This window comes from Candidatus Binataceae bacterium (assembly GCA_035294265.1).
Classification (GTDB): domain Bacteria; phylum Desulfobacterota; class Binatia; order Binatales; family Binataceae; genus DATGLK01.
The window spans coordinates 1-25973 of sequence record DATGLK010000083.1; the positions used below are offsets into that span (position 1 = coordinate 1).

A 25973-nucleotide genomic window follows, 5' to 3' on the forward strand; every position below is an offset into this window, starting at 1 on the left:
GGCCGGGCGCTTGAACTGGCAGCCGGTGGGTGGGCAGGTGAGGTCGGATCACGAGCTGAGCTGGGAGCTGCGCGGTCCCCGCGGTCCGGTACGCGCTATCGCCCATCGCTTGGCGGCGGCCGATGAATGGCAATTGCGCCGGGTTACGGTTCGATGGAAGACTGGGGCGAGCAGCTTGGCGGCGAGCTTTGCACGCGACGCGCAGCGGTTGGTGGCCACTTATGCGCAGGCCATTGCCCAGCCGCGTTCGATCGCGGCGCCGCTGCCCTCACGGGCGGCGTTGTTGGCCCGCCAACTGCCCGATCTGACCCGCGACGAAGTTTTCGTCACGACCTTGGGGTTGGCGCGCCAGATGGCGCTGGCGGTCTATGCCGGGGGTAAAGATAAGAGGCCCATTTGGGTAACAGGCTTGAAGGGAGACAATCGATGACGCCACGCGTACGCGAGATACTGGGCTGGTACAGCGGTCACAACCCTGGGGTGCTGACCAATCTGGCGCGCCTGCTAAACCATGGCCGTCTGGGCGGCAGCGGGCGGCTGGTGATCCTGCCCGTCGATCAGGGTTTCGAGCATGGACCGGCGCGCAGCTTTGCGCCCAATCCTCCAGGCTACGATCCGCTCTATCACTTTGAGCTGGCGATCGAGCTGGGACTGAGCGCCTATGCAGCCCCGCTGGGCTTTTTGGAGGCCGGCGCTGCGCGCTTCGCGGGCGAGATTCCTCTCATTCTCAAGTGCAACAGCCACGACGTCCTGCTAGCCGAAAAGGATCCGTTGCCAGCGATGACCGCGGGAGTGGAAGACGCGCTGCGGCTGGGCTGCGTGGGGGTGGGCTTCACCATCTACCCCGGCTCCGCCCATCGCGTGTCGATGTACGAACAATGCCGGGAGTTGACCGAGCTGGCCAAGGAAGCAGGATTGATCTCGGTGGTTTGGTCCTATCCGCGCGGCTCGGATCTGAGCAAAGAGGGCGAGACCGCGGTGGATGTGTGCGCCTACGCGGCCCAAATCGCCGCTCAGCTCGGCGCCCACGTGATTAAGGTCAAGCTGCCCACCGCCCATATCGAAGAAGAGCCCGCGCGCAAGGTTTACGAACAGTATCGGGTGCCGATCTCGACCCTAGCCGAGCGCGTGCGCCACGTCGTCCAGAGCGCCTTCAACGGCCATCGGATCGTGATTTTCTCCGGCGGCGAGACCAAGGGACGCAACGAGGACATCCTGGAGGAGATCCGCGCGATTCGTGCCGGCGGCGGCTTTGGCTCGATCATCGGACGCAATTCCTTTCAGCGCCAGCGTGCCGATGCGATCCGTTTGCTCACTGATGTGATGAACATATATGCCGACAAATAGTCTGATGATGCCAGCGCCGGTTGGTTGCCGAGAATGTCCAACCAAGGCGTCATCCCTCCTATTCCACTCCTAGGCAGGTGGGAGAAGATTGAGGAAGGGCGCCATTTTACGCAAGTGCGGCCTGCGAAAATACCAGCGCTTAGATTCACGTGTGGGGATTCAGTGGCAGGTGAACTTCAGTTTCTTGGGATGCGTGATACCGTGCTCGGCGCCTTGCGCTCGCGGTCCGCGAGAAGAGGGGTCCTGGGCGCGAAAGCGTTTGTGCGCTCGCGGGGCACCCAATTGGATAAGTTGTTGGCGGGGTAGTGCGCTAGCGAAGCGAGCCGCATGATTCTGGCGGGTGATATCGGCGGGACCAAAACCATCCTGGCCCTTTTTGAGCCCCAGGGCGCGAACCTGCGCAAAGTGCGCCAGCAACTCTTTCCCAGCCCCCATTACCCCTCTTTGGAGGCGGTCCTCAAGGAGTTCCTCGGAGGCCAGACCCCGTCGTTGCAGGCCGCCTGCTTCGGCATCGCGGGCGCCGTGATCGACGGCCGGGTGCATGCCACCAATCTGCATTGGGAGGTCAGCGAAGCGCAATTGGTTGCCGCCTTGGGTATCTCCCGCCTGCGCCTGCTCAACGACCTCGCCGCCACCGCGTACGGGATGCCCCACTTGGCGGCGGCTGACCTGGAAGAGCTTAATTTACAGGCTGGCGCGCGCCACCCCGGCAACATCGGCGTAATCGCGGCCGGCACCGGGCTGGGCGAGGCGATGTTGTACTGGGACGGCCAGAGTTTTCAACCGCAGGCCAGCGAGGGTGGGCACGCCGATTTCGCGCCCCGCGAGGCGCGCGAAATCGAGCTGCTGCGCTACCTGCAGGAGCGCTTGGGCCAGCATATCAGTTATGAGCGGGTGCTTTCGGGCCCCGGCCTGCTCAACATTTACGATTTCTTGCGCGATCGGAATTATGCTCCCGAGCCCCCCTGGTTGCAGCAGCGGCTGGCCGCAGCCGCCGACCGCAGCGTCGCGATCGCCGAGGCCGGATTAGATGGCTCCGCGCCGCTGTGCGAGATGGCCTTGGAGATGTTCGCCTCGCTTTACGGCGCCGAGGCCGGCAACCTCGCGCTGCGCACGCTGGCGGTGGGCGGGATCTACATTGGCGGCGGGATCGCGCCCAAGCTGATGGCGGTCCTGCGCAAAGGTGCCTTCATCCGCAGCTTCGTGGCCAAGGGGCGCTTCGAGTCCTTCCTGCGAGGGCTCTCGGTCCAGGTCGCGCTCACTCCAGAGGCCGGGCTGATTGGCGCCGCCCACTATGCGCTCTCGCTTTTGGGCAAGACAACTGGGCAATCCTGACTGACCACCTCTCGCCCGCGCAGTCCTACTCACTTTACAACCTCGGCATTCAGCCCTGCATCAGCGCCGCATAGCGGTCGAGCAGAGGCATCACTTTCTCGCGCGTGTCCGAGGGCAGCGCAAAAATCGCCCGCTGCACGCCTGCCTGGGCGAATCGATCGAGCAGCTTGCGGTCCGAAGGTGCCATGAACAGGCTTAGCGGAATCGATTGAGGATCGCGCCCGGCTTCCTGTGCCAAGCGGCGAAACTGCTGAATTTCTGCCAGCGGATCGCTGCCGCCGCGGCCTGGAATAGGCATCCAGCCGTCGCAGTAGCGCAGTGCCGCTCGCATCGCGGCCGGCGTGCTGCCTCCGATCAGGATGGGCGGATGGGGCTTCTGCAAGGGTTTGGGATCGGACCAGATGGGATCGAAATTGACGAATTGGCCGTGATACTCAGCCGCCTGCTGAGTCCAGATCGCTTTCATCGCCTCGATCTTCTCCCGCAACACGCGCCGGCGGGTGTTGAACTGAGTACCGTGATTTTCCATTTCCTCGGCGTTCCAGCCCGCGCCGATGCCGAAAATGAAGCGGCCGCCCGAGAGCACGTCGAGCGAGGCGACTTCCTTGGCCAGGGTGATCGGATCGCGCTCGATCACCAGGCAGATGCCGGTGCCGATCCGCAGCTTTTTGGTCACCGCTGCGGCGGTCGCCAGCGCCACAAAAGGATCGTAGGTGGAATAATAATGGCGCGGCAGTTCGCCGCCGCCAGGAAAGGGCGTGCGGCGAGAGGCCGGAATATGGGTATGCTCGGGCACGAGCAAGGCCTCGAAACCGCGCTGTTCGGCTTGCTGGGCCAGCTCCCTGATATCAATGGAGTACTGGGTGGGAAAAATCGTCAGAGCATAGTCCATCGTGAACCTCTCGTCCTGGGTGGCCTGGTTCTGATGTTGGCGCAGGCGGCACCAGGTTGGCAACCATCGCGGAGCCTGTTGAAAGATAACCCCATGCGGCTGCCGCCGGGCGGGTTCAAACGGTATGCTTGAGGTGCAATGGAGGCTATCCGATAGCCGTGGTGCGAATAGTGCGCTCGCCCAGCGCCGCGCTCCGGCTCCAGCGGACGCGTCAGTGGTTGGAGGCGCAACCGGCCGACCGGCAAATCCTGATCGTCGCGCCCAACCGCCCCAGCGCTGACGAACTGCTCCAAATGCTGGCCTACGCCCGCGGCGCTCTGTTCGGCCCGGCGCGGCTAACCTTGGAGCGGCTGGCGGGCTTGCTGGCCTCCGACGATCTGTTGGCCGCGGGGCTGGCACCTGCGCGTGGCTTGGCCTTGGAGGCCGTGACCGCCCGCGTACTCAATCGAATCGGCGAGCAGTTGACCTACTTCGCCGCGGTGCGCGGACTACCCGGCTTCTCCGCCGCGCTCACCCGCACCATCGTAGAGTTGCGCCTGAACCGCATCTCGCCCACCGCATTGGCGGCGCTGGGCGAGGCCGGCGCGGCCTTGGCGATGGTTGTGACGGAGTTCGAGGCCGAATTGACAGGTGCTCGATTGGCGGACCAGGCCGCGATTTTTACCGCCGCATGCGCCGCCCTGTGCCGTCACCCATTGCCCTCACTGGCCGGCCTGCCGCTGCTTCTGGTCGATATCCCGATCGAGTGCATGATCGAGCAGGAATTGATTGCGGCTTTGGCTGCGCTCGCTCCCGACGTCCTAGCTACTGTCGCGGCCGGCGACGAGGCTACGGCGGCCCGGCTGGAAGCCGCGTTGGCGACCGCCAGCGAGTATCTGGCCCCCTGTGAAAATCGATCGCTAGGCCGTCTGCAGCAACATTTGCTGGCTGCCAGCACGCCGGCGCCAGCGCCCTTGGATGACTCCGTAACAGTAGTCTCGGCGCCGGGCGAGCTGCACGAGTGCGTGGAGATCGCGCGGCGTATCCAGGCCGAGGCCGCGCGCGGCGTGCCGTTTGATCGAATGGCGATCCTTTGCCACGCGCCCGAGCGTTACGGCCCCTATGTGGAAGAGGCGTTGGCGCGTGCCGGAATCGCGGCCTACTTTGTTGCTGGAACTCGCTTGCCTGAGCCGGGCGGCCGGGCCTTGCTGGCGTTGCTGGCCTGTGCCGCCGAGGACCTCTCGGCGCGGCGCTTTGCCGAGTATCTTTCACTAGCGCAGGTTCCCGAGCCGCAATTCCAAACCGAACAGCGCACGGCCCTCCCCGGCGACTTGTTCGCCGCGCCGCTGGCCGCTGACCTTGAGCTGCCATCGGCGCCGCCGGCGCTTGAGCCGCTCAGCTCAGACCCCATTCCGACCGTGGCTGGTGCGGTGCGGGCACCGTGGCGATGGGAGCGGCTACTGGTGGATTCGGCGGTGATCGGCAGCCGGGAGCGATGGGCCCGGCGGCTGGCCGGTTTGCGCGCCGAGCTGGCGCGCCAGTATGAGGAGTGTCTGGCCCAGGGCGAGCAGCAGCGGGCCAGCGCGATCCAGCGCCGGGCGCTGGACTTGAGTCATCTGGAAGCGGTGGCGCTACCGATCATCGCTCATTTGGCCCGGGCCCCGAATTCCGCTCCTTGGCATCAATGGCTGCAGTGGTTGACAGAGCTTGTGCGCGTCGCGGTGCGCGATCGCGAGGCGGTGGCCGCGGCGCTGGCGGAATTGGAACCACTCGGTCCGGTTGGACCGATTGCGCTTGACGAGGTGCGAATCGTGCTCGCTCGGCGCCTGGGACGGCTGCATTGCCCGCCCGCACGCCGGCGGTGGGGGGCGGTATTCGTGGCCACGCCCGAGCAGGCGCGTGGACTGAGTTTCGAGGTAGTGCTGGCACCCGGTTTGGCCGAGCGCACCTTTCCCAAAAAGCTGACCGAGGATCCATTGCTGCCCGACACGATGCGCGAGCATTTGAGCCCGTGGTTGAGCCGGCAAAGCGATCGGGTCGAGACTGAGCGGCTGGCGCTGCGGCTGGTCGCGGGCGCGGCCAGCGCGCGGGTGATGTTCTCCTATCCGCGCCTGGATCTGGAGCAGGGGCGGCCGCGCGTCCCGTCGTTCTATGCCCTGGAGGTGCTGCGCGCGGCCGAGGGCACGCTGCCGGGATTTGTCGAACTGGCGCGGCGCGCGGCCTGCGAGGCTGGTGCGCGGTTGGGCTGGCCGGCTCCGGCCGATCCCAATGACGCGATCGATTGCGCCGAGTTCGACCTTGCCGTGCTCGACCAGCTGCTCGACGGCGATCCGCAAGCCACGGTGGGCGCGGCTCATTATCTGCTTGCCGACAGCATTAACGAGTATTTGCCGCGCGCCTTGCGGGCCCGTGCCCGGCGCTGGTTTCCGCGGGCCTGGACGGTTGCCGACGGATTGGTCGTGGGCAAGAACGAGCCTGAGGCGCTGGCCGCCCTGGCCAAGCATCGCCCAGCCGCGCGCCCCTATTCCCCCACCGCCTTGCAACATTATGCCGCCTGCCCCTATCGCTTTTTGCTGCAGGCTATCTTTCGCCTCGAGCCGCGGCTCGAGGTGCAAGCGCTGGAAACGCTCGACCCCCTGACCCGCGGCTCGCTCACCCATGCGATTCAGTTCGAGCTGTTGAGCCGGCTCAAGGCGGAGGGACTGCTTCCGGTCAGCGCGGCGCGCGAGGCACGCGCGCTGGAGGAATTGGATCGCGTGGTCGCCCAGGTCGCGGCGCAATGGCATGACGAGCTGGCGCCGGCGATCGAGCGGGTATGGCTGGATGGGATCGATGCGATTCGGGCCGACCTGCGCGAATGGCTGCGGCTATTTACGCAGGACTCGGAAGGATGGTGTCCTGAGCGTTTCGAACTTGCCTTTGGCCTGCGCGAGCGCACGCAAGCCGATCCGGCCAGCACGCGCGAGCCGGTGGACATTGGCGGGCTTAAGTTGCGCGGAGCCATTGATCTGATCGAGCGCGGCCCCGGCGGCCAGTTGCGGGTTACCGATCACAAGACTGGCAAAGTTCGAGGCGAGAAGGATTTGGTCATCGGCGGCGGCAGGATTCTTCAGCCCGTTCTGTACTCGCTGGCGGCGGAAAAACTGCTGGGCCAGCCCGTGAGCGCCGGGCGGCTTTATTACTGCACCGCGGCGGGCGGTTATCAGACTCGTGTGGTAGCGATCGACGCGGCGGCGCGCGATGCGATCAGGCAATTCACCTCGACGTTGGATGACGCGTTGACCCAGGGCTTTTTGCCTGCAGCGCCGGCATCCGGAGCGCGGCGTAATCAATCCGAATGCGACTATTGCGATTATCTGCGCCTGTGCGGTCCTTACGAGATGCAGCGCACCGCGCGCAAGCCCAAGGAGCGGCTGGCCGCGTTGACGGCGCTGCGGCAGATGCGATGAAGGCGCCGGCGGACGCTCAGGCGCGGGCCCTAATCCGCACCGACCTGGACCGTACGCTGTTGGTGGAAGCGGCGGCCGGGACTGGCAAGACCACCGCCCTGGTCAGCCGGATCGTCGCCCTGGTGACGGCAGGCAAGGGCGAGTTGCGCCATATCGTGGCGGTGACCTTCACCGACAAGGCGGCGGGCGAACTTAAGCTCAGGGTGCGTACGGAAATCGAGCGTGCGCGCGCGGCCGCGCAACTGGAGCCGGCGGCGCGCGCACGGTTGGAGCACGCGCTGGAGCAACTGGAAGAAGCGCGGATCGGCACCATTCATTCCTTCTGCGCGGACCTGCTGCGCGAGCAGCCGATCGAAGCCGCGGTCGATCCAGGCTTTGAGGTTGCTTCCGAAGAGGTCGCGCGGGCGCTGTATGACGAGGCCTTCGCGCGCTGGTTCGAGAGCATCTTGTCCAACTGCGGCGAGGGGATGCGCCGGCTGCTGCGCCGACGCGACCGCGAGGAGCGCGATGGACCGCGTGCGTTGGCCCGTCGGGCGGCCGAAGAGCTACGCCAATGGCGCGATTTCGAGGCCCCCTGGGCGCCCCATCCTTTCGCCCGCGATCGCGCGATCGATGGCTTGGTGGCGGAAAGCGCGCGGTTGGGCGCCCTGGCGCAGACCGCTGCGGCCGATGATTATTTGGCTGGAGCCTTATCTGATATCTGGCGGCCAGTGGCCGAAGCGACCCGCCTGGAAGCGGTGGGCGAGCGCGATTACGACGCGTTGGAACAGGTGCTGGTGGACTTGCTGCGCAATCACAACGGGCGTTGGAGTCGCACCGGCCGATTGTCGGTGCGGGAGTTCGGCCCGGACTGTAGCCGGGAGCAGGTGCTTGGCTGGCGGGCCGATTTGCAAGCTCGCTTGGAGGATTTCCGCCAGCAGGCGGGTGCCAATCTCGCCCCGTTGCTGCGCGCCGAAATGTGGCCCTTGATTGGCCTCTACGAGGACTTGAAGCGGCGCCGCGGGTTGCTGGACTTTCTGGATTTACTGCGCCTGACCCGCGACCTGCTGCGCGATCGGGCGGCGGTCAGGGCCAAGCTACAAGCTCGCTTCAGCCATATTTTTGTCGATGAATTTCAGGATACCGATCCGCTGCAGGCGGAGATCCTGATGCTGCTGGCCGGCCGCGATCCGGGCGTGAGCCAGTGGGAGCAAGTGACGCCGGTGCCCGGCAAGTTGTTTATCGTGGGCGATCCAAAGCAATCCATTTACCGCTTCCGGCGCGCCGACGTCGCGCTTTATCAGCGCGTGAAGCGTCAACTGATAAACGCCGGTGCGCGGCTGTTGTACCTGACGGTCAGCTTTCGCACGACCCCGGAGTTGGCGGCACTGGTCAACACCGCGATGGCGCCGCGGATGGCGCAGGAAAGCGATACCCAACCCCGCTACGTCCCCATCGAGCCCTATCGCGAGCAGCCGGCGGCCCAGCCCTCGGTGGTCGTGTTGCCGGTACCCGATCCCTATGGCGATTACGGCCAGATCCATGACTGGAAGATCGAGCAATCGGTGCCCGAGGCGGTGGCGGCCTATATCAAATGGCTGCTGGCCAGTGGCTGGCGAGTCAGCGAGCGCGAGTCTCCTGATGAGCCGGTCCCGATCCGCGCACGCCACATCTGCGTACTGTTTCGCCGCCTTAATTCGTTCGGAACCGACATCACGCGACCCTATATTCGCGCGCTTGAAGCGCGCCAGATTCCCCACGTCTTGGTGCGCGGGGGCTCCTTCAATCAGCGCGAGGAAGTCACCGCCTTGCGCAATTTGCTGGGAGCGATCGAGCGACCCGACGACGAGCTGATGGTCTTTGCGGCGCTGCGCGGGCCGATGCTGGCGCTCAGTGATGCGGCGCTGCTGGGCTTTCGCGAAAGCGTGGGTCGGCTCCATCCCTTCGTCCCCCTCCCTGCGGACGCGCCGGCGGCGATTCAGGAAGTGGGCCGCGCGCTGGCGCTGCTGGGTGACCTGCATCGGCGGCGTAATCGGCGTCCGATCGCGGCGACGATCTCGGCCTTGCTGGAGCAGACGCGCGCCCATGCCGGATTTGCCATCTGGCCCACCGGCGAGCAGGCCTTGGCCAATCTGATGCGGCTGATGGATCTTGCTCGCCGCTACGAAGCGCGCGGCGGTGCGATCTCCTTTCGCGGCTTTGTGGATTATTTGGAGGAACGGGCCGAGCACGAGGAGGCCAGCGAGGCGCCGATCGCCGAAGAAGGTACCGAAGGGGTTCGGCTAATGACGGTCCATAGCGCCAAGGGGCTGGAATTCCCCATCGTGATTTTGGCCGATCCGACCTGCCGGGAAACCCGCGAGCCCTCGCGCTACGTCGATTCTACTCGCGGCCTGTGCGCGTTACGGCTGGCGGGTTGCGCGCCCGAGGAACTTATCGCGCATGCCCAGGACGAGGCCCGCCGGGATCGCGAGGAAGCCACCCGCGTGCTCTACGTTGCCGCCACCCGGGCCCGCGACCTGTTAGTGGTGACCGCGGTGGGCGACGACGATCCCGCCGCCGTCGAACCGCGTCAGGGATGGCTGGCCGGCCTGGCGCCGGCCATCTTCCCGCCCACCGCGCGACGCCGCACTCCGTTGCCGCAAACCGTCGCCGGGCTGCCCGCCTTTGGCGCCGACAGCGTGGCGGTGCGCAATCAGCGCGCACCCTCGTTTCAACGCTCGGTGGCGCCCGGCCTGCACCAAATAGACGGCGCTGATTATCGGGTGCTGTGGTGGGACCCGGCCCAGTTGGAACTGGATGTTCGCGAGACGATGGGCTTACGCCAAAGTCGCCTGTTGGAGGCCGATGACAATCTGATCCGATCCACTGCGGGTCGCCATTTATTCGAGGCGTGGCAAACCCGGCGCACGGAAATCCTGGCAGCCGGTGCGCGGCCCGCGCTAGCGGTGCAAAGTGCCACTGCACGGGCGCAAACGCAGCCGTTGGCAGTGGCCGAATCGGTTGCAATTGAGCAGATCCCGCGCCAGCCTGGCCGGCCTCATGGCCCGCGCTTTGGCACCCTGGTCCATCTGGTGATGCTACGGGTCGAGCTGACCGCGCCAGCCCTCCAGGTGGAGCGAGTCGCGCGAGGCGAGGGGCGGATGCTGGGAGCCAGTGAAGCTGAAATTGTTGCCGCTGCCCACGCGGTGTCGGCGGCTCTGACCTCGCCCCTGATGGCGCGGGCGGCGCGCGCGCGTGAGCTGCGGCGCGAGTGCGCGGTGCTGGCCCGGCTGGAGGGCGAGGAAGTGATCGAGGGGGTTGTCGATCTGGCATTTCTGGAGGGCGAAGAATGGATTGTGGTCGATTTCAAGACCGATATCGACCTGGCGCCCGCACTAGCGCATTATCGGACTCAGTTAGCTATCTATACCCAAGGGATTGCCGCCGCCAGCGGCCGTCGCGCGCGGGGCGTCCTGTTGTGGATTTGAGGGCGCGGGGGGCGGTGGTGTAGAGGGAACAGATTGGGTGCGAATGATACTTTACTGATAGTGGGCTATGGCTCGCTCCTTTCGGGCCACGGCTTGTTGACGGTCAGGCGCCAAGGTAAAAGCCGACTGTACGCGCGTCAAGCCTTTCCGCTGACGCTGACTAATGCTCGCCGCGGTCTGGCCAAGCCCACCAGCCATGGCCATTATTTGGCGATGGATATCGAGCCGCTTGACCCTACCCGCCCGATCCAAGCCCGCCATGGTCGTCGCAGCGCCGCGAACGAGTTCGGCGCCTTGGGGCTGGAGTTTGAGCGTCGATGGGCGCGCGATCTGGCGCGCCGCGAGGAGTACGACCCCGATGTGTTCGAGGAATTGATCGCGCGCGCCGATCGCGCGGGTCAAACGGTGGGGGAATATTTATTGGCGATCGCGCGCGCAAGCGGATTCGAGCCACTGGCCTATCGCCGCGCACTGGCTCAGCGGATCGGCTACACCTCTCCCGGCTACATCTTTCACCCGCTGCCGCTGGACGACGGGCAGGTGGCGTTGATTGCGATCGGATCGGGCTTCGAGGGCAGTGGCGATCCGGCAGTGCCCTCGCGCCGTCAGCAGGCCGTCATCGCCAATTTGATGACCCTGCCACAGGCGATGAAGTTTACCGGTGCGGTGTCAATCGACCCCGCCAGCCAGTTGGGCTACTTCGTCGAGTGTTTGCTGGGCGGGATGCATGGGCTGTGGGTGAGCGATCTGCTCGCGGGGCTGGAGGAGGCGCCTGAGCTGCGGAGTGCCCTGAGCCGCGTGCTGGCTGAGACCGCGGCCACCGAGCGCGAGCATTTCCTGGCTGCCAGTGGCCTCAGCCTGACCGCTTACCGGGAGCGCTTTGGGGCGGCTGAAGACCGCGGGCTGGCCGCGCTGTTGCGGGTGGACCGTTAGCGCTAGGAGTAAGCCATGTCTTTCTCGGTTCACGTTGCCAAGGAAAATTTCAAATTTTCCGCCGCCCATTTCATTGCCTACCCGGGCTTTCGCGAGGCGCTCCATGGCCACAACTACCAGGTTGGCGTACGACTGGGTGGGGAGCTGGGGGCCTCGGGCTATGTCCTTGACTTTGGCGTGGTCAAAGCCCTAACGCGCGAGATCGTGGGGCGGCTGGACGAGCGAATCCTCATCCCGATGCGCAGTGATTGCCTGCGAATCGAAGTTGCGCAGGGTCAGGTAAGCGTGGCCTACCAGGACGATAAATTCGTCTTTCCCCGCGCCGACGTCTGCCTGCTGCCGATCGTGCATAGCTCGGCCGAGGAATTGGCGCGTTATATCTGGGGCGAGTTGCGCCAGTTGTTGGCGCAGCGGCAGGCCCTGGGCGGAATCGAGCAGATGGAGGTGTCGGTGGCGGAGGGGCCGGGTCAGGCGGCAATATACCGGGCGTCATTGTAAAAAAATCACATTTTTGTCTCCCGCTTTTTTTATCTGAGCAGACCTTTGAGCTTCCAAGTTCTCTACGGCGTGACGAACATGTGAAAGCGCGCGCCAACGTGCCTTGTCCCCTTCCTAAGTCTCGTGATTAGATTGCTGCCGTCGCTTTCTTGTAAGGGGGGAACTGATTGGCGTGGCGACAGGGCTAAAAACTGCGGAAGCACGGGTACGCTTGCCGGCGGCACGCGTGCTCGTAGGTGAGCATCCTCAAACCGTCCAACTACGGGCATTGATCGAACGGCTGGCGCGCACCGACGCCACCGTCCTGATAACCGGTGAGAGCGGGACGGGCAAGGAAGTGGTGGCGCGCGCCATTCACAGCCTGTCCGGCCGGCTGGCGCATCCGTTTGTCCCAGTCAATTGCGCGGCGATTCCACATGAGTTACTGGAATCGGAGATGTTCGGGCACGAGCGCGGCGCCTTCACCGGAGCCATTGCGCCGCGCCAGGGGCTGTTCAACATGGCCGCCGGTGGCACGCTGTTTTTGGATGAGATCAGCGAGATGCCGCTGATGCTGCAGGCCAAGCTGTTGCGGGTGCTGGAGGATCGCCTGGTACGGCCGCTGGGGGCGGATCGTTCGGCTCCCATCGACGTACGCGTGATCGCTGCCAGCAACAAGGACTTGGCGCTGGCGGTGCGCAAGGGCAGCTTTCGCGAGGACCTCTTCTACCGTCTGCAGGTGGTGCCCATTCACATCCCGCCCCTGCGCGAGCGGCGCTCGGATATCCCGCTTTTGATCGATTTTTTCCTGGAGCGGATGCGGGGTCGGTTCGCCGGCCGCCAATGGACTATCAGCAAGGAGGCTCTGGTCCATCTGTGGTCATACGATTGGCCAGGCAATGTGCGCGAGTTAGAGAACATGGTTGAGCGGCTGGCCATTCTCAGCGAAGGGCCGGTAATCGAGGCCGCGGCGCTGCCACCCAACCTGATCGCCAGCGTGCATGCGGTGGAGACCCACCTGCCCGCCGAGCTGAACGAGGGCGCGATCAATCTGACCCAGTTGGTGCATGAGTTCGAGGGGCGCTTGATTAACGAGGCCCTACGCCGAACCAACGGCAACAAACAGGCTGCCGCGCGCCTGCTGAGCCTCAAGCGCACTACTTTTTCGGCCAAGCTGCGGCGCTGCGGCGTATGCGACGGCGGTCCAGGCATGGTCGCGGTGAGTAAGGGGGACAAATCATGATGCTCAGGCATCCTGCCCGCATTCTGGTCGTGGACGACGATCCGGACACGGTCGACATCTTAAGTCGCCACCTGCAGCGCGAGGGCTTTGTGGCGATCGAAGCGCCTTCGGGGGCCGATTGCCTGCGCATCGTGCGGGAGAGTGAAGTCGACGTAATTTTGCTGGATCTGATGATGCCCGAGATGGACGGCTTTCAGGTCTGCAAGGCCCTCAAGCAGGACCCGGCCACGGCCACGTTGCCCATTATCCTGGTCACCGCGCGCGACGACATCGAGGCCCGTGCCGAAGGGATTCGCCTGGGGGTGAGCGAGTTTTTGCCCAAACCCTTCTCGCGCCGCCAACTCATTGCGCGTATCAACTCACAACTGGACATCCTCCAAGTCGCCCGCACGACCACCGCCGTGCTCGAGCGGTTGGCGCAAGGCGAGAACTGAAGTTGCCGCTTCGGCCCGGCCGGCAGGGGACCCGCCGGACCGAAGCGGCCCAGCGGGGGTCGCCGCGCGTTTACAACGCGCGCACTTCAGCCATTCATTCGCGCTCGTGGCGAGCCAGCTTGTTCAGTGCGGACAGGGCCAGCAAAGTGGGCACCCACAGCCCCACGAAGATCGCTTCCTCGCGCTTGCGAGCGGTAAACAGCCAAATGGCGGCGCCTACCGCCGCCGCGGTAACCACATAGAACGGGGTAAGACTGGGATTAGCAAACGCCTCGCGCGCCTCCTCGGCTAACGAACGCGCGCTCAGGGCGGCTAAGCTTTTGGCTCCCTTCATGCTTATTTTGCGCGTGCCTTCTAAAACCGCTTGTTTGGCGTCCATGGATTTCCTCCCTGCTTGATGGAGAGAGACCCAGCGGGGAAAAGGTGAGCAGCAGCAAGTCTCTAAGCCCTTAATTCAATGCTGGATAAGCTAGAGCGCTGTGTCAATTATAAATTCGGCCGTACCCTCAGGGTGAGAAATTTCACCTCTCCCTCCCGCAGAGTGCCTAAGCGGGTTGCGCCGATGGGCATCTCCGTTGCACAATTCCACTGCTTGGACGGCGAAGGAGAGACGGCGATGGCGGTAAACTGTCCGCGTTGTGGTGCGACAATGCCGCAGGGCAGCGTCACCTGCCCTTCCTGTGGCGCGACGCTCGGTGCCAAGGCCTCACCCAGCAACGTGGTGGCCGCAATCAGCTATGTCGGCTTCGCGGTAACAGGGGTGATTTTTCTGCTGTTGGAACCTTACCGCAATGACGAGCAGGTCCGCTTTCACGCCCGCCAATCGATTGCCTTTACGGTGGCCTGGATCGCTTTTTCGATCATCATGGGAGTATTTGTCGGAGTGATGCCGGGTTTTATCTCGCGCATCTTCATGATCATCGAAGATGTTGGGCATATCGCTTTTGCCCTAATGTGGGTGTACTTGATTTATCAGGCCTACACCGGAAACCGCTTTCGCGTACCGGTACTGGGCGACTGGGCGGACGCGATCCCGCTGTAGGAGCGCAATCCGGCTCAAGCGCCGACCTCCAGGCTCTCTACGCGTATTCCCCCAGCTTCGACCCGCAGCACTATCCGACAGTTCTCGGTGCCCAGGGCCAAGGCGTAGGCGCCAGGGCCTCGCGCGGTCGCGCCGATTTCGACAAGGGGGGCGCCCTTGAGTTGAGCCAGCGCCTGGTTGAGGGAAGCCAGTTCAGCGGCGCGGGCTTGGCCGCGCGGGGTTCGCTCGAACAGCGCGTTGAGGGCGTGATAGGCGGCTGGGCCCTTGGTTTTGCGCAGCCGTTCGCCGCTTAGACACAGTTCCAAAATAGCTTCCAAGCGGGCCATCGCGGGGGGTGCCACGCAGCCGGCCACGACCGCTTCGCGCAGGGCAGCGTAGTCCTGGCGCGCGGCATCGCTCGCCGCCTGCAGGAAGAAATCCAACTGGCTCAGCAGTAGCTCGCGCTGCATCGGGTCCAGTTCCAGGCCTTGCGCCGCCATGGTCACGGCCCTTATTTGCCTGCCATGGGCGCGGCGCCATGGCCGCCTAGCAGCGCCGCCAGTTCGTGCTCGAAGCCGCCGGTTTCGATTGCGCAGTGCATCCCGCACTCCTTGGGTGCGCCGGTCTCCCACCACCAGCGGCCCGAGCGGGGATCCTCGCCGGGTTTAACCGAGCGCGTGCACGGCGCGCAGCCGATCGACTTGTAGCCCTGGTCGTACAGCTTGTTGTAAGGCACGTCGTGAGCGCGCAGATAATCCCACACTTCCTCATCGGTCCAGTCGGCCAAGGGCGAGATCTTGACGATCGCGCCATGGTCGTGGTCGATCTCCACCTTGCGAATATTGGAACGGGTAGCCCATTGGTCGCGCCGCAAGCCTGTTATCCAGGCATCGAAATTGACCAGCGCGCGACGCAAGGGCAGAACCTTGCGTACCTGACAGCACAACAGCCGGGCGTCGACATTGTGGTAAAACAGGTTGATGCCATGTTTGGTGGTCATTTGCTCGACCACGTGGCTGTCGGGAAGGAAAATCTCCACCGCTATGCCATACCGATCGCGAACCTGCTGGATCAGTTGATAGGTTTCCGGTGGCATTCGCCCGGTATCGATCGTGAAAACCCGGACCGTCGGGTCGATGCGGCAGGCCATGTCTATCAGCGCGCAGCCGTCGGCCTGAAAACTGGAGCAGATACCCAAGCGGGATCCGAAGCGCTCGATCGCCCAGCTCAGCACCTCTTGGGGCTCCTTATCGTCTAACTCTACGGCGGCCTCACCCGCCTCCAACTCGTCCATCAGTTCACGATCGTTATGCTCTGCCATGGTCATGGGCCTCTGAAGTTCGAAGGCTAAGCGATAGCCTCAGTGGCGGACGGCGCCGCCTGTGCGATTCCGACCAAGGCTTCGTCGGATAAGCGTTTGCAAAAGCTGGTGAAACTCTCTTCGGGCTGGCGTTGGGCCAGATAGCCAGCGAACAGCCGGCTGACGTAATCCTCGACTTGGCTTGAGAGTACCCGGCGCAGGACCGGCTTGCCGATCGCCGCCTCCTTGCCCAGCCCGCCGCGCAAAATGATATCGAAGGCTTCGCGTGGTTCGCCGTTGGGCCCGCGCGTGGTGGTGCCCTGCAGGCCGATATCGCCGGTCCAATGCTGGGCGCAGGCGTGTGGGCAGCCGTCGAGATTGAGCTTGAGGTTGGCGACCTGGTCGCCGAACTGGGTGGTCAGCCGCTCAAGCAGCGTGGCTAACTTTTCCTTGGTCGGAGTCACTGCATAGTTGCAGTGGGGGTCGCCGATACAGCCGATTGAGGAAGCGTAAAGCCCGTTTACATCCAGCGCGAAACCGATTTCGGCCACCTCCGCCACAATTTGGTCCAGCCGCGTCCGCGGTACGGCGGTGAGGATGAAATTTTGCCGGCGGGTCAGCCGGATGTCACCGCCATACCCCTCCACCACCGCGGCCAAGCGGCTCATCTGCGCGCCGCTCATCAGTCCTAGGTAAACCGGGAAGCCGACCGAGAGCAGGCCGGGCTGCTTCTGTTCACGGATGCCCATGTGGTCGCTATCGCGATCGGGCAGCGGCAACTCATCGAGCGTGTCGAGTTGGTAACCCAGGCGCGCCTCTACCAGTTTGCGGAAGTCTTCCACGCCGTAGTCGTCGATCATGAATTTCAGGCGCGCTTTGACGCGCGAAATCCGATATTCGGTAGTCGAGCGCCAGACGTCGATAATCGCGCGCAGCACCGGCAGCGCTTGTTCGGGCGTAATGAAGACTCCCAGATGGCGCGAGAGCCGCGGGGTGGAGGACAAACCGCCGCCAACCCGAATTGCAAATCCCGGCCGGCCCTCGCGCAGGAGGCCCACCAGCGCGATACAGTTGATCTCAGGCGCATTGCACTGATAGGGACAAGCGGAGAGGGTGATCTTGTGTTTACGCGGCAAATCCGAGTATTCAGGATTGCCGTAAAAGAACCGCGCCGCTTCGGCTAGCAATCCGGTGGTATCAAAAAACTCTTCTTGGTCCACCCCCGCGAGCGGGCAACCGGTGATATTGCGAACCACGTCGCCACAACCGCCCAAAGTGGTCAGGCCAGCTTCTTTGAGCCGCAGAAAAACCTCCTGGAAATGATCCAGGGTGATATGATGAATTTGAATGTTCTGGCGCGTCGTCAGCTCTCCCGAGCCTTGGCCGTAGCGCTCGGAAATCTCTCCGAGCGCGCGCAGCCCGGCCGGGCTCAGGATTCCTCCGGGCACCTTTACGCGCATCATAAAGGTCCCGATCTTGGGCTTGTCGTGGTAGAGTCCATACCACTGCAGGCGGACGATGTCTTCCTCGGGCAGCTTTTCGTACGAGGTCTCGACCAGACGCTGCCATTGACCCCACAATTCGGTCGGGAACAGCTCGCGCTTGAGCTTCTCCGCCGAGTTGCGTTTGAGCACGGTTTCCCAGCTCGGGGGCTCCCGCTTTGGCACAGCCGCTTTGCGCTCCTTCACCTTGACTTGGAAGAAACATAACTTAGATGACCAATTTAGTCAATTATTTTCGCGAGAGCTTTCTTCTCTGGCCCATCGGCGGAAAAGAGCTGGAGTTACAATGAGATTTGGGGTTGCGGTGGACTATTCCCTCAAGGCCTTGCTGATGCTTGCCGAGCGTTATCCGGCGTTGACTCCGTTGCGGGCGGAGACGATCGCGGCGGCCCAGAATATCCCTGAAAATTACTTGCGCCGGCTGCTGATCGAGCTTAAGCGGGGTGGTTTGGTGCTCAGCCAGAAGGGGCCCAGCGGCGGCTATCTGCTGGCGCGCCCGCCGGGCCGGATCACGATGGCCGAGGTGGTAGAGATTATCGAAGGCGACTATGTGCCGGTAGAATGTTTGGAGGAGGGGGGAAATTCGCCCTGCCGGCGCGAGGATGCCTGCGCGATGCGCGAGGTGTGGCGCGAGGTCCGCGACCAGGTAGTTGCGATCCTGCGCCGTACCACCTTGGAAAGTCTGGCCACTCGGCGCAAGAACGCTTTCACGTTTCAGATCTGATGGTGGGCGTCCTGTGTTTGCGGTGATTTTTGAAGTCCAACCGCGCCAAGAGCGTTGGGAAGAATACCTGGGGCTGGCTCGCCTGCTGCGGCCTGAGCTGGAGCAAATTGAGGGTTTTATCGAAAACGAGCGCTTTGTGCATCAGGCCGACGGCAGCCGCTTGTTGTCGCTGTCGCTGTGGGACAATGAAAAGGCTCTGGTACGTTGGCGCACGGTACCGCTCCATCACGAGGCCCAGGAGCGCGGCCGGCGTGAGATTTTGGCGGACTACCATCTGCGCGTCGGTGAAGTGATTGGGGATAGCGCGCGGCCGCCGATCGATCTACTGGCCGGCCAGCGCTTTGACGTTACTCAAAGCGGGGCCGCGCCGGTAGCCACAATCAGCATCGTCGTGCCGCCCGCGCGCTCGTTGCCCGAAGTTGGGGAAGCTTCGGCGGCTATTACCTGCGATCGGTTCACCAGTCTGACCACCGAGGGTAAGGAGCTGGTGCTAAGGGGGTGGCGCGAGACGGAGGCGGCGGTGGATTGGGAACGAGCCCTAGGGCGCAAGAGCGACCTGATTCGTCATCTGCGGGTGCGCATCATCCGCGACTACGGGATGGTGGATCGACGCGAGGCCCCGCAATACTTTCCACCCGTTCCCGCGCGGCCAAACCCGAAGTAGCTTGAGCGTCGCGCCCCGCAATCATCTGATACTTGTGATACTTGGCGCAACGAACCGCTAAGCGAAGCAAGCCGGGTGAGAAAGTCGTAAAGGTTGCGGAGAGCTTTGGCAAACCGCTTGGATGATCCAGCTGCCTCGTGGCGCGCGCGAACTAGCTCGCGTGGGCGATAGGCGGACACCGCCGCCCTGCTTGATGATGTCCCACGCGTCAGATTTCGCGCCGACCCGAAATTGCACTGGTCAACGTGGCGGCGTCGCTATATTCGAGGTCACCGCCTACCGGCAGTCCGCGCGCCAGCCGCGTTGCCCGCACCCCCATCGGCTTGAGCAAGCGGGCCAGATATAGGGCGGTGGCTTCGCCCTCAACCGTGGCGTTGGTGGCGACGATGACTTCAACAATTGCGCCTTCGCCGCCGGCCTTGAGCCGATCAATTAGCTCGTTGATGCGCAGGTCGTCAGGACCGATACCGTCCAATGGGGCGAGCGCGCCGTGCAGCACATGATAAAGGCCTTGGAAGCTGCGCGAGCGCTCTATCGCCATTAGATCGGCTGGTCCCTCGACTACGCACAACACAGTGGGGTCGCGGCCGGGATCGGCGCAGATGTGGCAGCGCTCGCTGTCGGACAAGCCAAAACAGGAGCTGCATAATCCGACCCGCTCCTTCATTTCAAGCAAGGCTTCGGCCAGTGCGATTACCTCCGGGCGGGGGCGGGCGAGCAGGTTGAAAGCAAGGCGCGCGGCGGTCTTCTCGCCGATTCCCGGCAAGCGGGACAATTCGCGCACCAGCCGGGTCATCGCCGGCGGCAGGCCGTCAGGACGCTTGCCAGAAGCCGCCATCGTGCGCGACTACTCCATTCCTGGCAACTTGAAACCCGCCAAGGGGCCAGCCAGTTTGCCGACCTCCTGGGCGACCAGGGTCTGCGCTCTGCGCAAGCCATCGTTGATAGCCCCGAGCAGCAGGTCCTCGAGCATCTTAGCATCATTGAGCAGAGCCGGCTCGATCTGGATGGAGCGCACCTGCATGGAACCGTCCACCACTACCCGCACCATGCCGCCGCCGGCCTGAGCCTCGACCGTTCTGGAGGCGGCATCCTCCTGCATTTGCTTAAGCTTATCCTGCAGGGCTTGGGCCTGCTGCATGATCGTGGAAAGGTCGGGTTGTGCCATAGGGTTGTCTCCGCTGTGCGGCCAATAGTTGGGGCACTCAGGATTTAGATTGGTCGTCGCCGCTGACGGTGCGGCGGACATCGACCAGACGTCCTTCGAGTTCGTCCAGGATCTGGCGTACGACGGGGTCGGCGAAAAGTTCCTTGCGGATGGTATCGCGGTCCGCAGCTGGAGTCGCAGGGTTGCCAGGGGCGGACGCTGGCGTCGGGGCAGCTGTGGGCGCTTCAGGGGGAGAAGCAGGGGCGGCCGAAGCTATCCCCGCGTCTCCCCCTGAGGCATCGACGGGCGCCAGCTCGACCCGGATCGGGCGGCCATAGAATTCCGCGGCCAGTTCACCTATCACGCCACGATTGTCGGCTAGATAGCGGACGTAAATCGAAGAGGCGGGGATGATGCGCAGTAGGTCATCGTCCAGGCGGAGGGTGGCTCCATTTTCCATGAAGCCGGCCAGTGCGGCCTTGCGCGCGCGGATGTGCTCGCGCAGCTCGGGCAAGGCTTGGTTCACTCCAGGCCTCGCGGGCGATGGCGGGGTGGGCAGTGGGGTGCGTGCCGGAGCGCTGGCCCGCACTTCGCCCTCCACCCGCATCCGGCGTGCCGGCGCAGCGGGTGCGCCGCTGGGGCCCGGGGGCGTGCCGCTCGGCCCACCCCCAGGCCCGGCTTCACGTCCCAGCGCGGCCAGCGCACGCGCCAATTCATCCCCATCAAGCACCGGCGCCAGGCTGGCCATCCGCACCACCGTCATTTCTAGCAGCAGATCGGCGTAGGGCGAGCGCAAAATCTCTTCTTGCGCCTGCGCCATCAGGCGAAACAGCCGCAGCAGATCACGCTGCGAAGGTTGCTGGGCCAGCTTGCGAACCTGCTCCAGCTCATGGTCGGGCAAGTTGGTCAGGGCGTGAGCTTGGCCGTTGGCCGGCAGCTTGGCAATCACCAGGTTGCGCAAGGTCTCCAGCAGATCGCGGCCCAACCCCGCCAAGTTGGCGCCGCGTTCGTTGAGTTCGCGCACGATGTTCAGGGCGGCGCCCGCGTCGCGCTCCAAAATCGCAGTAGTCAGGGCGTAAACGCGTGCCCGGCTGGCCACGCCCAGGGTGTCGGCTACCGCGTTTTCGCTCAGCGGGCCATCCTCAGCCAGGGTCAAGGCGCTTTCCAGCATCCGTTCGGCGTCGCGCATACTGCCCCCAGCCTCGCGCGCCAGCAGGGTGAGGCCACCCTGATCCACGGCGATATTCTCTCGCTGGGCCAGATCGCGCAAGCGGGCCATGATGACGGCGAAGGGGAGACGGCGGAAATCGTAGCGCTGCAGCCGGGACAGGATGGTCTCGGGCATCTTTTGCGGCTCGGTAGTCGCCAGGATGAATTTGACGTGGGGCGGCGGCTCTTCCAGAGTCTTGAGCAGCGCGTTGAAGGCCTGGTCGGTCAGTTGATGGGCCTCGTCGATGATATAAATCTTGAAGCGATCGCGCGCCGGCCGGTAGCTGAGATTCTCGATGATACTGCGGGCGTCGTCGATTTTGCGGTAGGTGGCGCCGTCTATCTCGACTACGTCCAGCGCGCGCCCCTGGCGTATCTCCACGCAGGCGGCGCATTGGCCGCACGGCTCGGGGGTCGGGCCTTGGGCGCAGTTGAGGCAGCGGGCCAAAATGCGCGCGGCGGTGGTTTTGCCCACTCCGCGAATGCCGCTGAATAAGAAGGCGTGTGCAATCCGGCCGCTCGCCAGCGCTTGAGCCAAGGTGCGGGTAACCTGCTCCTGCCCGACCAGGTCGGCAAAGCGCTCAGGGCGCCATTTACGCGCCAGAACCAGATGGTCGGACATGGTGGCCATCGACGCCGCTTTCCTCCTGGCGGCTCGCTGCCGCCGCTGCCCGTCGAATGATAGCTAGGCACCCCCGCGGCACAGAGAAGGGGTCGGTACCGTTGCTTCCTTCCGGACCTGGCGGGGTTCGCGACTTTCCCTTGCGCAGGACCCAGCTATCAGCGGCGGGCAGCCTTGGAGCGGAGCATCCCGGAAGTCCATCAATTTATCTCAGCCAAGCGCGCTTGCAAACATGCTTCGAAAAGACTCCCCGGTCGCAGCGTCCCGGCGTTCCCAAGGCCAGTTTCCCGGAAAGCATGGGGCCAGAACCAAACGAAGAAGCGGGCGAGTACCCTGCTCTTTCGGGGTCGAACATACCCCCTGCTGCGTCAGACTTTCAGTACCAGCTTGCCGGTTGAGGCCCGGGACAGTAGCAGCCGATGGGCCTCGGCAGCTTGAGTGAGCGGTATGGTTTTGCCGATTACCAGCCTGACCTTGCGCTCTTGCAGCAGGCGCAGAGAGTCGACAATTCCGCGTGCCATCAGGTCGGGGAAATTATAGACCACGGGCAAGGAGAAGGCGCTTACGGTCAGCGATTTGGCGAACAAGCTGGGGGGACTTACCGGATCGGGCGTACCGCCCGCGCGGCCATAGAGGATTAATTGGCCGAAGGGTGCCAGGCAGCTCAGCCCGGGGCCAAAAGTGGGTTTGCCCACGGCGTCCAGGATGAGATCCACGCCGCGCCCGCCGGTCAGTCGCATCACCTCGGCGGCGAAGTCCTGCGCGCGATAATCGATCACCTCGTCGGCGCCCAGCTCGCGCACCAGGGCCGCTTTGGCGGAGCTGGAAACCGTGCCGATTACCCGCGCTCCAGCGGCCTTGGCGATCTGGGTCGCCAGCGAGCCCACGCCGCCGGCGGCGGCATGCACCAGCACGGTATCGCCGGCGGCGGTGCGATGGGCGGTATGGAGCAAATGGTAAGCCGTCAGGGTCTGGATGGGAAAGGCCGCTCCCTCTTCGTAACCGAGAGAATCGGGCAGAGGTATCGTTAGATTGGGTCGCGCCAGGCAGTACTCGGCGTAGCAGCGCAGCGCGATCGCCGCCACTCGCATCCCAGGCTTGAGCTCTTCGACCCCCTCGCCCACCGCTTCGATGTCGCCCGCAGCTTCCATTCCGGGGACGTCGGGTAACCTGGGGATGATCGCGTACTGGCCGCGAGTGAACAGGGTATCGGCAAAATTAACCCCCGCGGCGCGCACCTTGATCAGCACCATGCCCGCCCGCACTTCGGGCTTGGCGACCTCGGCGGGCCTGAGCACTTCGGGACCGCCCAAAGTATCAAATTGAATCGCGTTCATCTTCGGCCTCGATTTGTCCCTCGCCCGCCGTGCCCGCGAGCGCGATGCTTCAGCGGCGCTTTTCGTGTTGTTCCAGCTTACGACGATAGTAATTCCAGTACAGCTCCACGCCGCTTGCGTTGACGCTCAAGGCCGCCCGTTTGCGGGCCGCTTCGGCGGCCTCCGGCCACACCTGCCGGGCGTTGCTCAGTGACAGCTTGAATTGAATCTCGCAGGCCTGGCGCAGCAGGATTCCGTTGGTGCAAAGTTCGGCCACCGAGCGGCCCACAAAGCAGCAGCCGTGATTGCGGATAATCGCGGCGGCCGCGCCGCCCACCGCGGCCGCCAAGGCCCGTCCCAGCTCAGGGGTGGTGATAAGCTCGCTGGTCTGGGTAAAGCGCGGCGGTATCGGATCGAAGAAGACCGCCGCATGCGTGTAAGGGCGCAGCTCTTCGTCCAGACACGACATCAGGACGATGTAATCGGCGTGGGTGTGGCCGACGAAATCAATCTCGGGACGGGTGCGCAGCAGTTCGGCATGGATCGGCCATTCATTATGCCGCTCGCCCTTGCCCTGCAGCAGGTTGCCGTCAAAGTCGATCAGCTGAAAGTCCTTGGCGCCAACCTCGCCCAGGCCGATACCACCGCGCTTGATCCACAACCCTCGTCCGGCCGGATCGCGCATCGAGACATGTCCCAGGGTAATATCCTCGTGCCCCTCCAGCGCCAAAACACGCGCTACACGGGCCAATTCACGCAGGCTTCTCCGCAAAGCCTGCGCCGTCGGTTTGGATCGGTTTTTCTTCATGCTGCGGCTGGCGTGTTGACCAGACTGGGAGCACTTAAGCCCAAGCTGGCGCGAATCACAAGCCGCCGCCGGCTGGTTGATCAGCTCTTCGGTCTGGGCGTTATCGACCCAGCCCAAGACCTTGGACCATTTGTCGCTTTCCAAGTCCTTGTAGTGACGGAAGAAGTGGACGATATTTTGATGGGCACGCCTCCCTGCGGGATCTCGACCACCACGTTAACGTCGTGAGGTGGCTTTCGGCCGACCGCAATTTTACTCAGATCCATGGGTAAACACCCCTGCGACGCCTGACAGCAGGATACACCGCCTACGGGTGAGGTGAGCGGGCGGGGCGCCGGAGCTGTGAGCAAGAGCGCAATTGGTGCGAGGGGCGGGACTTGAACCCGCACGGTATTTCTACCACGAGCCCCTCAAACTCGCGTGTCTGCCTGTTTCACCACCCTCGCACGGGGGTTATTGATGGGCCGGCGGTTTGGCCGGGATCTTGGGCGCCATTGGTGCTGGTACGGCGGGCGCGCTGATGGGTGGCGCGCCGTTAAAGACGCTGGCGCTGACGCGATGGGTCGAGCTGTAGGCCAAATATAGCGAAGTGCAAAAGAAGGTCACCGCCAGCCCGCCGGTCAAACGGGTGAGAAAATTGCCGGCCCCACTGGAGCCGAACACAGTCTGGCTGGAACCACCAAAAACCGCGCCAATATCCGCGCCTTTGCCCTGCTGTAGCAAAACCACCACGCACAGCACCAGGCACACGACCACATGAAAAGCTAAAACGACTGTGTACATCGAATGCTCTTAGCCCAAACCCGCCCGAACAATCCGGACGAACGACTCAGCCCTCAAGCTTGCGCCCCCGACCAAAGCTCCGTCAATATCGGGCTTAACTATCAATGAGTCAACGTTGTCGGGAGTGACGCTACCGCCATAGAGGATCCGTACCGCGTCCGCCACTTTCTTGCCGGCCCGGTCAGAGAGGGCGGCGCGCAGCGCGCCATGCTCTATTTGCGCCTGTTCAGGACTGGCGTTCCGCCCAGTGCCGATGGCCCATACCGGCTCGTAGGCCAAGGTAACGCGGGCGATGTCGCCGGGCGAGAGCCCCTCCAAGCCAGCCTCGAACTGGGAGAGCAAAACCTCGGTGGTGCGGCCGCTATCGCGCTGATCCAGGGTTTCGCCCAAGCAGAGGATGGGTCGCAAGTTGTGCCGCAGGGCGGCCTTGAGCTTGCGGTTGATAATCTCGTCGTCTTCGTGGAACAGATGGCGACGCTCAGAATGGCCCAAGATAACGAATTGCACGCCGCAGGCCTGCAGCATCGGGGGCGAAATCTCGCCGGTGAAAGCGCCCTGATCCTCAAAATGCATGTTCTGAGCGCCCAGATACAGCGCGCTGTGTTGCAAGACCTGGGCTACGGCGGGAATCAGGATCGCCGCTGGAGCCACCATCACTTCGCGCTCGCGCTCCTGACCCAGCCATTGGTCGAGCGCGGCCATGAGTCGAGAGGTCAGGGCGCGAGCTTGCTCGGGCAGCAGATGCATCTTCCAATTGGCGGCAAACAGTTTTTTGCGCATCGATCGGTAAATTGGCTAGTCCAATCGCTGACGTCAGCAAAAGCGGAGCGCCGGGCGGTGGCAGAAACTGCTACCGGCGCGGCGCGCCAGGCTAAGCCTCGCCAAGCTCTCAAGGATTTTTTGGCTGCCTTGGCGTTGGCCACTTTGCTCAGAATGACGAGCGGGGGGCTCGCCGCGAAAGCTATGCCGATGGCAGTCCACTAGCGCTCCAGTGCCTTGAGCCCGGGCAGTTCAATCCCTTCCAAATATTCCAGGGTTGCGCCGCCGCCGGTGGAGATATGCGTAAAATCCTTCGCCCAGGGCTGGCCGGCCACGGCTGCCGCAGTATCGCCTCCGCCCAGCACGCTACGCGCTGGGCTGGCCGCTAGCGCGCGCCCGATTTCCAAGGTGCCAGCGGCGAAGGGAGCGAGTTCGAAGAAGCCCAGCGGTCCGTTCCAGACCACGGTGCGTGCGGTTGCCAATACGTCGCAGAAGCGCTGGACGGTAGCCGGTCCGATGTCCAATCCCATCTTGTCGGCGGGGATTCGAGTCGCGATCTCGGCCGCCGCCGACGGCGCGG

The 25973-nt window shown here is 64.0% G+C and carries 25 protein-coding genes, 1 tRNA gene and 1 other RNA gene; 12 read left to right on the plus strand and 15 right to left on the minus strand.

The window, feature by feature from the left end; all coding sequences use genetic code 11:
* The 3 genes from VKV28_13065 to glk all read left to right on the plus strand — a co-directional run.
* A partial coding sequence (locus VKV28_13065) for a hypothetical protein (protein ID HLH77727.1) occupies positions 1 to 430 on the plus strand: 430 nt, incomplete at its 5' end.
* Positions 427 to 1347 carry a class I fructose-bisphosphate aldolase gene (locus VKV28_13070; GenBank protein ID HLH77728.1) on the plus strand — a complete coding sequence of 307 codons (921 nt, stop codon included), beginning with the start codon at positions 427 to 429 and terminating at the stop codon, positions 1345 to 1347. The genes VKV28_13065 and VKV28_13070, both read left to right, overlap by 4 nt.
* Before the next feature lie 327 nt (positions 1348 to 1674).
* Positions 1675 to 2682: a glucokinase gene (glk, locus tag VKV28_13075; GenBank protein ID HLH77729.1), complete on the plus strand. Its 1008-nt coding sequence runs from the start codon at positions 1675 to 1677 to the stop codon at positions 2680 to 2682.
* A gap of 49 nt (positions 2683 to 2731) precedes the next feature.
* Here the strand turns inward: glk and VKV28_13080 are convergent, their stop codons facing one another.
* The gene (locus VKV28_13080; protein HLH77730.1) at positions 2732 to 3574 is read right to left on the minus strand and encodes an LLM class F420-dependent oxidoreductase; all 843 of its coding nucleotides are present in this window, start codon (positions 3572 to 3574) and stop codon (positions 2732 to 2734) included.
* Between the two features lie 128 nt (positions 3575 to 3702).
* Here VKV28_13080 and VKV28_13085 point away from each other — a divergent pair, with 128 nt between their 5' ends.
* From VKV28_13085 to VKV28_13110, 6 genes are all read left to right on the plus strand, one after another.
* Positions 3703 to 7002: a PD-(D/E)XK nuclease family protein gene (locus VKV28_13085; protein ID HLH77731.1), complete on the plus strand. Its 3300-nt coding sequence runs from the start codon at positions 3703 to 3705 to the stop codon at positions 7000 to 7002.
* The gene (locus tag VKV28_13090) at positions 6999 to 10451 is read left to right on the plus strand and encodes a UvrD-helicase domain-containing protein (GenBank protein HLH77732.1); all 3453 of its coding nucleotides are present in this window, start codon (positions 6999 to 7001) and stop codon (positions 10449 to 10451) included. The genes VKV28_13085 and VKV28_13090 overlap by 4 nt, the downstream gene beginning before the upstream one ends.
* Positions 10452 to 10484: 33 nt before the next feature.
* Entirely contained in the window at positions 10485 to 11384 is a 900-nt protein-coding gene (locus VKV28_13095; GenBank protein ID HLH77733.1) for a hypothetical protein, read from the plus strand.
* A gap of 15 nt (positions 11385 to 11399) precedes the next feature.
* Entirely contained in the window at positions 11400 to 11882 is a 483-nt protein-coding gene (locus tag VKV28_13100; protein HLH77734.1) for a 6-carboxytetrahydropterin synthase, read from the plus strand.
* 172 nt (positions 11883 to 12054) lie between these two features.
* The gene (locus VKV28_13105; GenBank protein ID HLH77735.1) at positions 12055 to 13104 is read left to right on the plus strand and encodes a sigma-54 dependent transcriptional regulator; all 1050 of its coding nucleotides are present in this window, start codon (positions 12055 to 12057) and stop codon (positions 13102 to 13104) included.
* A complete protein-coding gene (locus VKV28_13110; GenBank protein ID HLH77736.1) occupies positions 13101 to 13538 on the plus strand; it encodes a response regulator in 438 nt (145 codons plus the stop codon). The genes VKV28_13105 and VKV28_13110 overlap by 4 nt, the downstream gene beginning before the upstream one ends.
* 94 nt (positions 13539 to 13632) lie before the next feature.
* Here VKV28_13110 and VKV28_13115 read toward each other — a convergent pair whose 3' ends face one another.
* A complete protein-coding gene (locus VKV28_13115; protein ID HLH77737.1) occupies positions 13633 to 13917 on the minus strand; it encodes a hypothetical protein in 285 nt (94 codons plus the stop codon).
* 237 nt (positions 13918 to 14154) lie between these two features.
* Between VKV28_13115 and VKV28_13120 the strand changes: the two genes are divergently transcribed.
* Positions 14155 to 14580, plus strand: coding sequence for a zinc-ribbon domain-containing protein (locus VKV28_13120; protein HLH77738.1), 426 nt, complete (start codon positions 14155 to 14157; stop codon positions 14578 to 14580).
* A 14-nt stretch (positions 14581 to 14594) separates the two neighbouring features.
* Here the strand turns inward: VKV28_13120 and VKV28_13125 are convergent, their stop codons facing one another.
* Genes VKV28_13125 through VKV28_13135 form a run of 3 tightly spaced genes read right to left on the minus strand, consistent with a single transcriptional unit; the run spans position 14595 to position 17526 of the window.
* Positions 14595 to 15059: a hypothetical protein gene (locus VKV28_13125; GenBank protein HLH77739.1), complete on the minus strand. Its 465-nt coding sequence runs from the start codon at positions 15057 to 15059 to the stop codon at positions 14595 to 14597.
* Between the two features lie 11 nt (positions 15060 to 15070).
* Positions 15071 to 15880, minus strand: a complete 810-nt coding sequence (locus VKV28_13130) for a phosphoadenylyl-sulfate reductase (GenBank protein HLH77740.1) — start codon at positions 15878 to 15880, stop codon at positions 15071 to 15073.
* A 26-nt stretch (positions 15881 to 15906) separates the two neighbouring features.
* Positions 15907 to 17526 carry a nitrite/sulfite reductase gene (locus tag VKV28_13135; protein HLH77741.1) on the minus strand — a complete coding sequence of 540 codons (1620 nt, stop codon included), beginning with the start codon at positions 17524 to 17526 and terminating at the stop codon, positions 15907 to 15909.
* 121 nt (positions 17527 to 17647) lie between these two features.
* Here VKV28_13135 and VKV28_13140 point away from each other — a divergent pair, with 121 nt between their 5' ends.
* Both VKV28_13140 and VKV28_13145 read left to right on the plus strand, forming a co-directional pair.
* On the plus strand, positions 17648 to 18085 hold the full coding sequence (locus tag VKV28_13140; GenBank protein ID HLH77742.1) for an Rrf2 family transcriptional regulator: 438 nt from the start codon (positions 17648 to 17650) through the stop codon (positions 18083 to 18085).
* A 13-nt stretch (positions 18086 to 18098) separates the two neighbouring features.
* On the plus strand, positions 18099 to 18749 hold the full coding sequence (locus VKV28_13145) for an antibiotic biosynthesis monooxygenase (protein ID HLH77743.1): 651 nt from the start codon (positions 18099 to 18101) through the stop codon (positions 18747 to 18749).
* 208 nt (positions 18750 to 18957) lie between these two features.
* Here the strand turns inward: VKV28_13145 and recR are convergent, their stop codons facing one another.
* The 10 genes from recR to pgk form a co-directional block, all read right to left on the minus strand.
* Positions 18958 to 19587, minus strand: a complete 630-nt coding sequence (recR, locus tag VKV28_13150) for a recombination mediator RecR (GenBank protein ID HLH77744.1) — start codon at positions 19585 to 19587, stop codon at positions 18958 to 18960.
* 9 nt (positions 19588 to 19596) lie between these two features.
* Complete coding sequence (locus VKV28_13155) at positions 19597 to 19917, minus strand: YbaB/EbfC family nucleoid-associated protein (GenBank protein HLH77745.1); 321 nt, start codon at positions 19915 to 19917, stop codon at positions 19597 to 19599.
* 37 nt (positions 19918 to 19954) lie between these two features.
* On the minus strand, positions 19955 to 21736 hold the full coding sequence (gene dnaX, locus VKV28_13160; protein HLH77746.1) for a DNA polymerase III subunit gamma/tau: 1782 nt from the start codon (positions 21734 to 21736) through the stop codon (positions 19955 to 19957).
* Positions 21737 to 21785: 49 nt separating this feature from the next.
* Positions 21786 to 21884: signal recognition particle sRNA small type (ffs, locus tag VKV28_13165), an RNA gene on the minus strand.
* Between the two features lie 211 nt (positions 21885 to 22095).
* Positions 22096 to 23064: a quinone oxidoreductase gene (locus tag VKV28_13170; protein HLH77747.1), complete on the minus strand. Its 969-nt coding sequence runs from the start codon at positions 23062 to 23064 to the stop codon at positions 22096 to 22098.
* A 49-nt stretch (positions 23065 to 23113) separates the two neighbouring features.
* Complete coding sequence (locus VKV28_13175) at positions 23114 to 24025, minus strand: class II aldolase/adducin family protein (protein HLH77748.1); 912 nt, start codon at positions 24023 to 24025, stop codon at positions 23114 to 23116.
* Between the two features lie 185 nt (positions 24026 to 24210).
* A tRNA-Leu gene (locus tag VKV28_13180) sits at positions 24211 to 24297 on the minus strand.
* Between the two features lie 7 nt (positions 24298 to 24304).
* Positions 24305 to 24634, minus strand: coding sequence for a preprotein translocase subunit SecG (gene secG / locus VKV28_13185; GenBank protein ID HLH77749.1), 330 nt, complete (start codon positions 24632 to 24634; stop codon positions 24305 to 24307).
* Positions 24635 to 24643: 9 nt separating this feature from the next.
* Positions 24644 to 25414, minus strand: a complete 771-nt coding sequence (gene tpiA / locus VKV28_13190; protein HLH77750.1) for a triose-phosphate isomerase — start codon at positions 25412 to 25414, stop codon at positions 24644 to 24646.
* A 200-nt stretch (positions 25415 to 25614) separates the two neighbouring features.
* Positions 25615 to 25973: phosphoglycerate kinase (gene pgk, locus VKV28_13195; GenBank protein HLH77751.1), on the minus strand; the 359-nt coding region annotated here is incomplete at its 5' end.

Bases quoted from the DNA above. Each gene is read 5' to 3' on its own strand.
- tpiA (HLH77750.1), bottom strand. From the start codon at position 25,414: ATGCGCAAAAAACTGTTTGCCGCCAATTGGAAGATGCATCTGCTGCCC.
- VKV28_13100 (HLH77734.1), top strand. From the start codon at position 11,400: ATGTCTTTCTCGGTTCACGTTGCCAAGGAAAATTTCAAATTTTCCGCC.
- VKV28_13110 (HLH77736.1), top strand. From the start codon at position 13,101: ATGATGCTCAGGCATCCTGCCCGCATTCTGGTCGTGGACGACGATCCG.
- VKV28_13080 (HLH77730.1), bottom strand. From the start codon at position 3,574: ATGGACTATGCTCTGACGATTTTTCCCACCCAGTACTCCATTGATATC.
- VKV28_13125 (HLH77739.1), bottom strand. From the start codon at position 15,059: ATGGCGGCGCAAGGCCTGGAACTGGACCCGATGCAGCGCGAGCTACTG.
- VKV28_13115 (HLH77737.1), bottom strand. From the start codon at position 13,917: ATGGACGCCAAACAAGCGGTTTTAGAAGGCACGCGCAAAATAAGCATG.
- secG (HLH77749.1), bottom strand. From the start codon at position 24,634: ATGTACACAGTCGTTTTAGCTTTTCATGTGGTCGTGTGCCTGGTGCTG.
- recR (HLH77744.1), bottom strand. From the start codon at position 19,587: ATGGCGGCTTCTGGCAAGCGTCCTGACGGCCTGCCGCCGGCGATGACC.
- VKV28_13140 (HLH77742.1), top strand. From the start codon at position 17,648: ATGAGATTTGGGGTTGCGGTGGACTATTCCCTCAAGGCCTTGCTGATG.
- VKV28_13070 (HLH77728.1), top strand. From the start codon at position 427: ATGACGCCACGCGTACGCGAGATACTGGGCTGGTACAGCGGTCACAAC.
- VKV28_13090 (HLH77732.1), top strand. From the start codon at position 6,999: ATGAAGGCGCCGGCGGACGCTCAGGCGCGGGCCCTAATCCGCACCGAC.
- VKV28_13170 (HLH77747.1), bottom strand. From the start codon at position 23,064: ATGAACGCGATTCAATTTGATACTTTGGGCGGTCCCGAAGTGCTCAGG.
- VKV28_13120 (HLH77738.1), top strand. From the start codon at position 14,155: ATGGCGGTAAACTGTCCGCGTTGTGGTGCGACAATGCCGCAGGGCAGC.
- VKV28_13155 (HLH77745.1), bottom strand. From the start codon at position 19,917: ATGGCACAACCCGACCTTTCCACGATCATGCAGCAGGCCCAAGCCCTG.
- dnaX (HLH77746.1), bottom strand. From the start codon at position 21,736: ATGGCCACCATGTCCGACCATCTGGTTCTGGCGCGTAAATGGCGCCCT.
- glk (HLH77729.1), top strand. From the start codon at position 1,675: ATGATTCTGGCGGGTGATATCGGCGGGACCAAAACCATCCTGGCCCTT.
- VKV28_13130 (HLH77740.1), bottom strand. From the start codon at position 15,880: ATGGCAGAGCATAACGATCGTGAACTGATGGACGAGTTGGAGGCGGGT.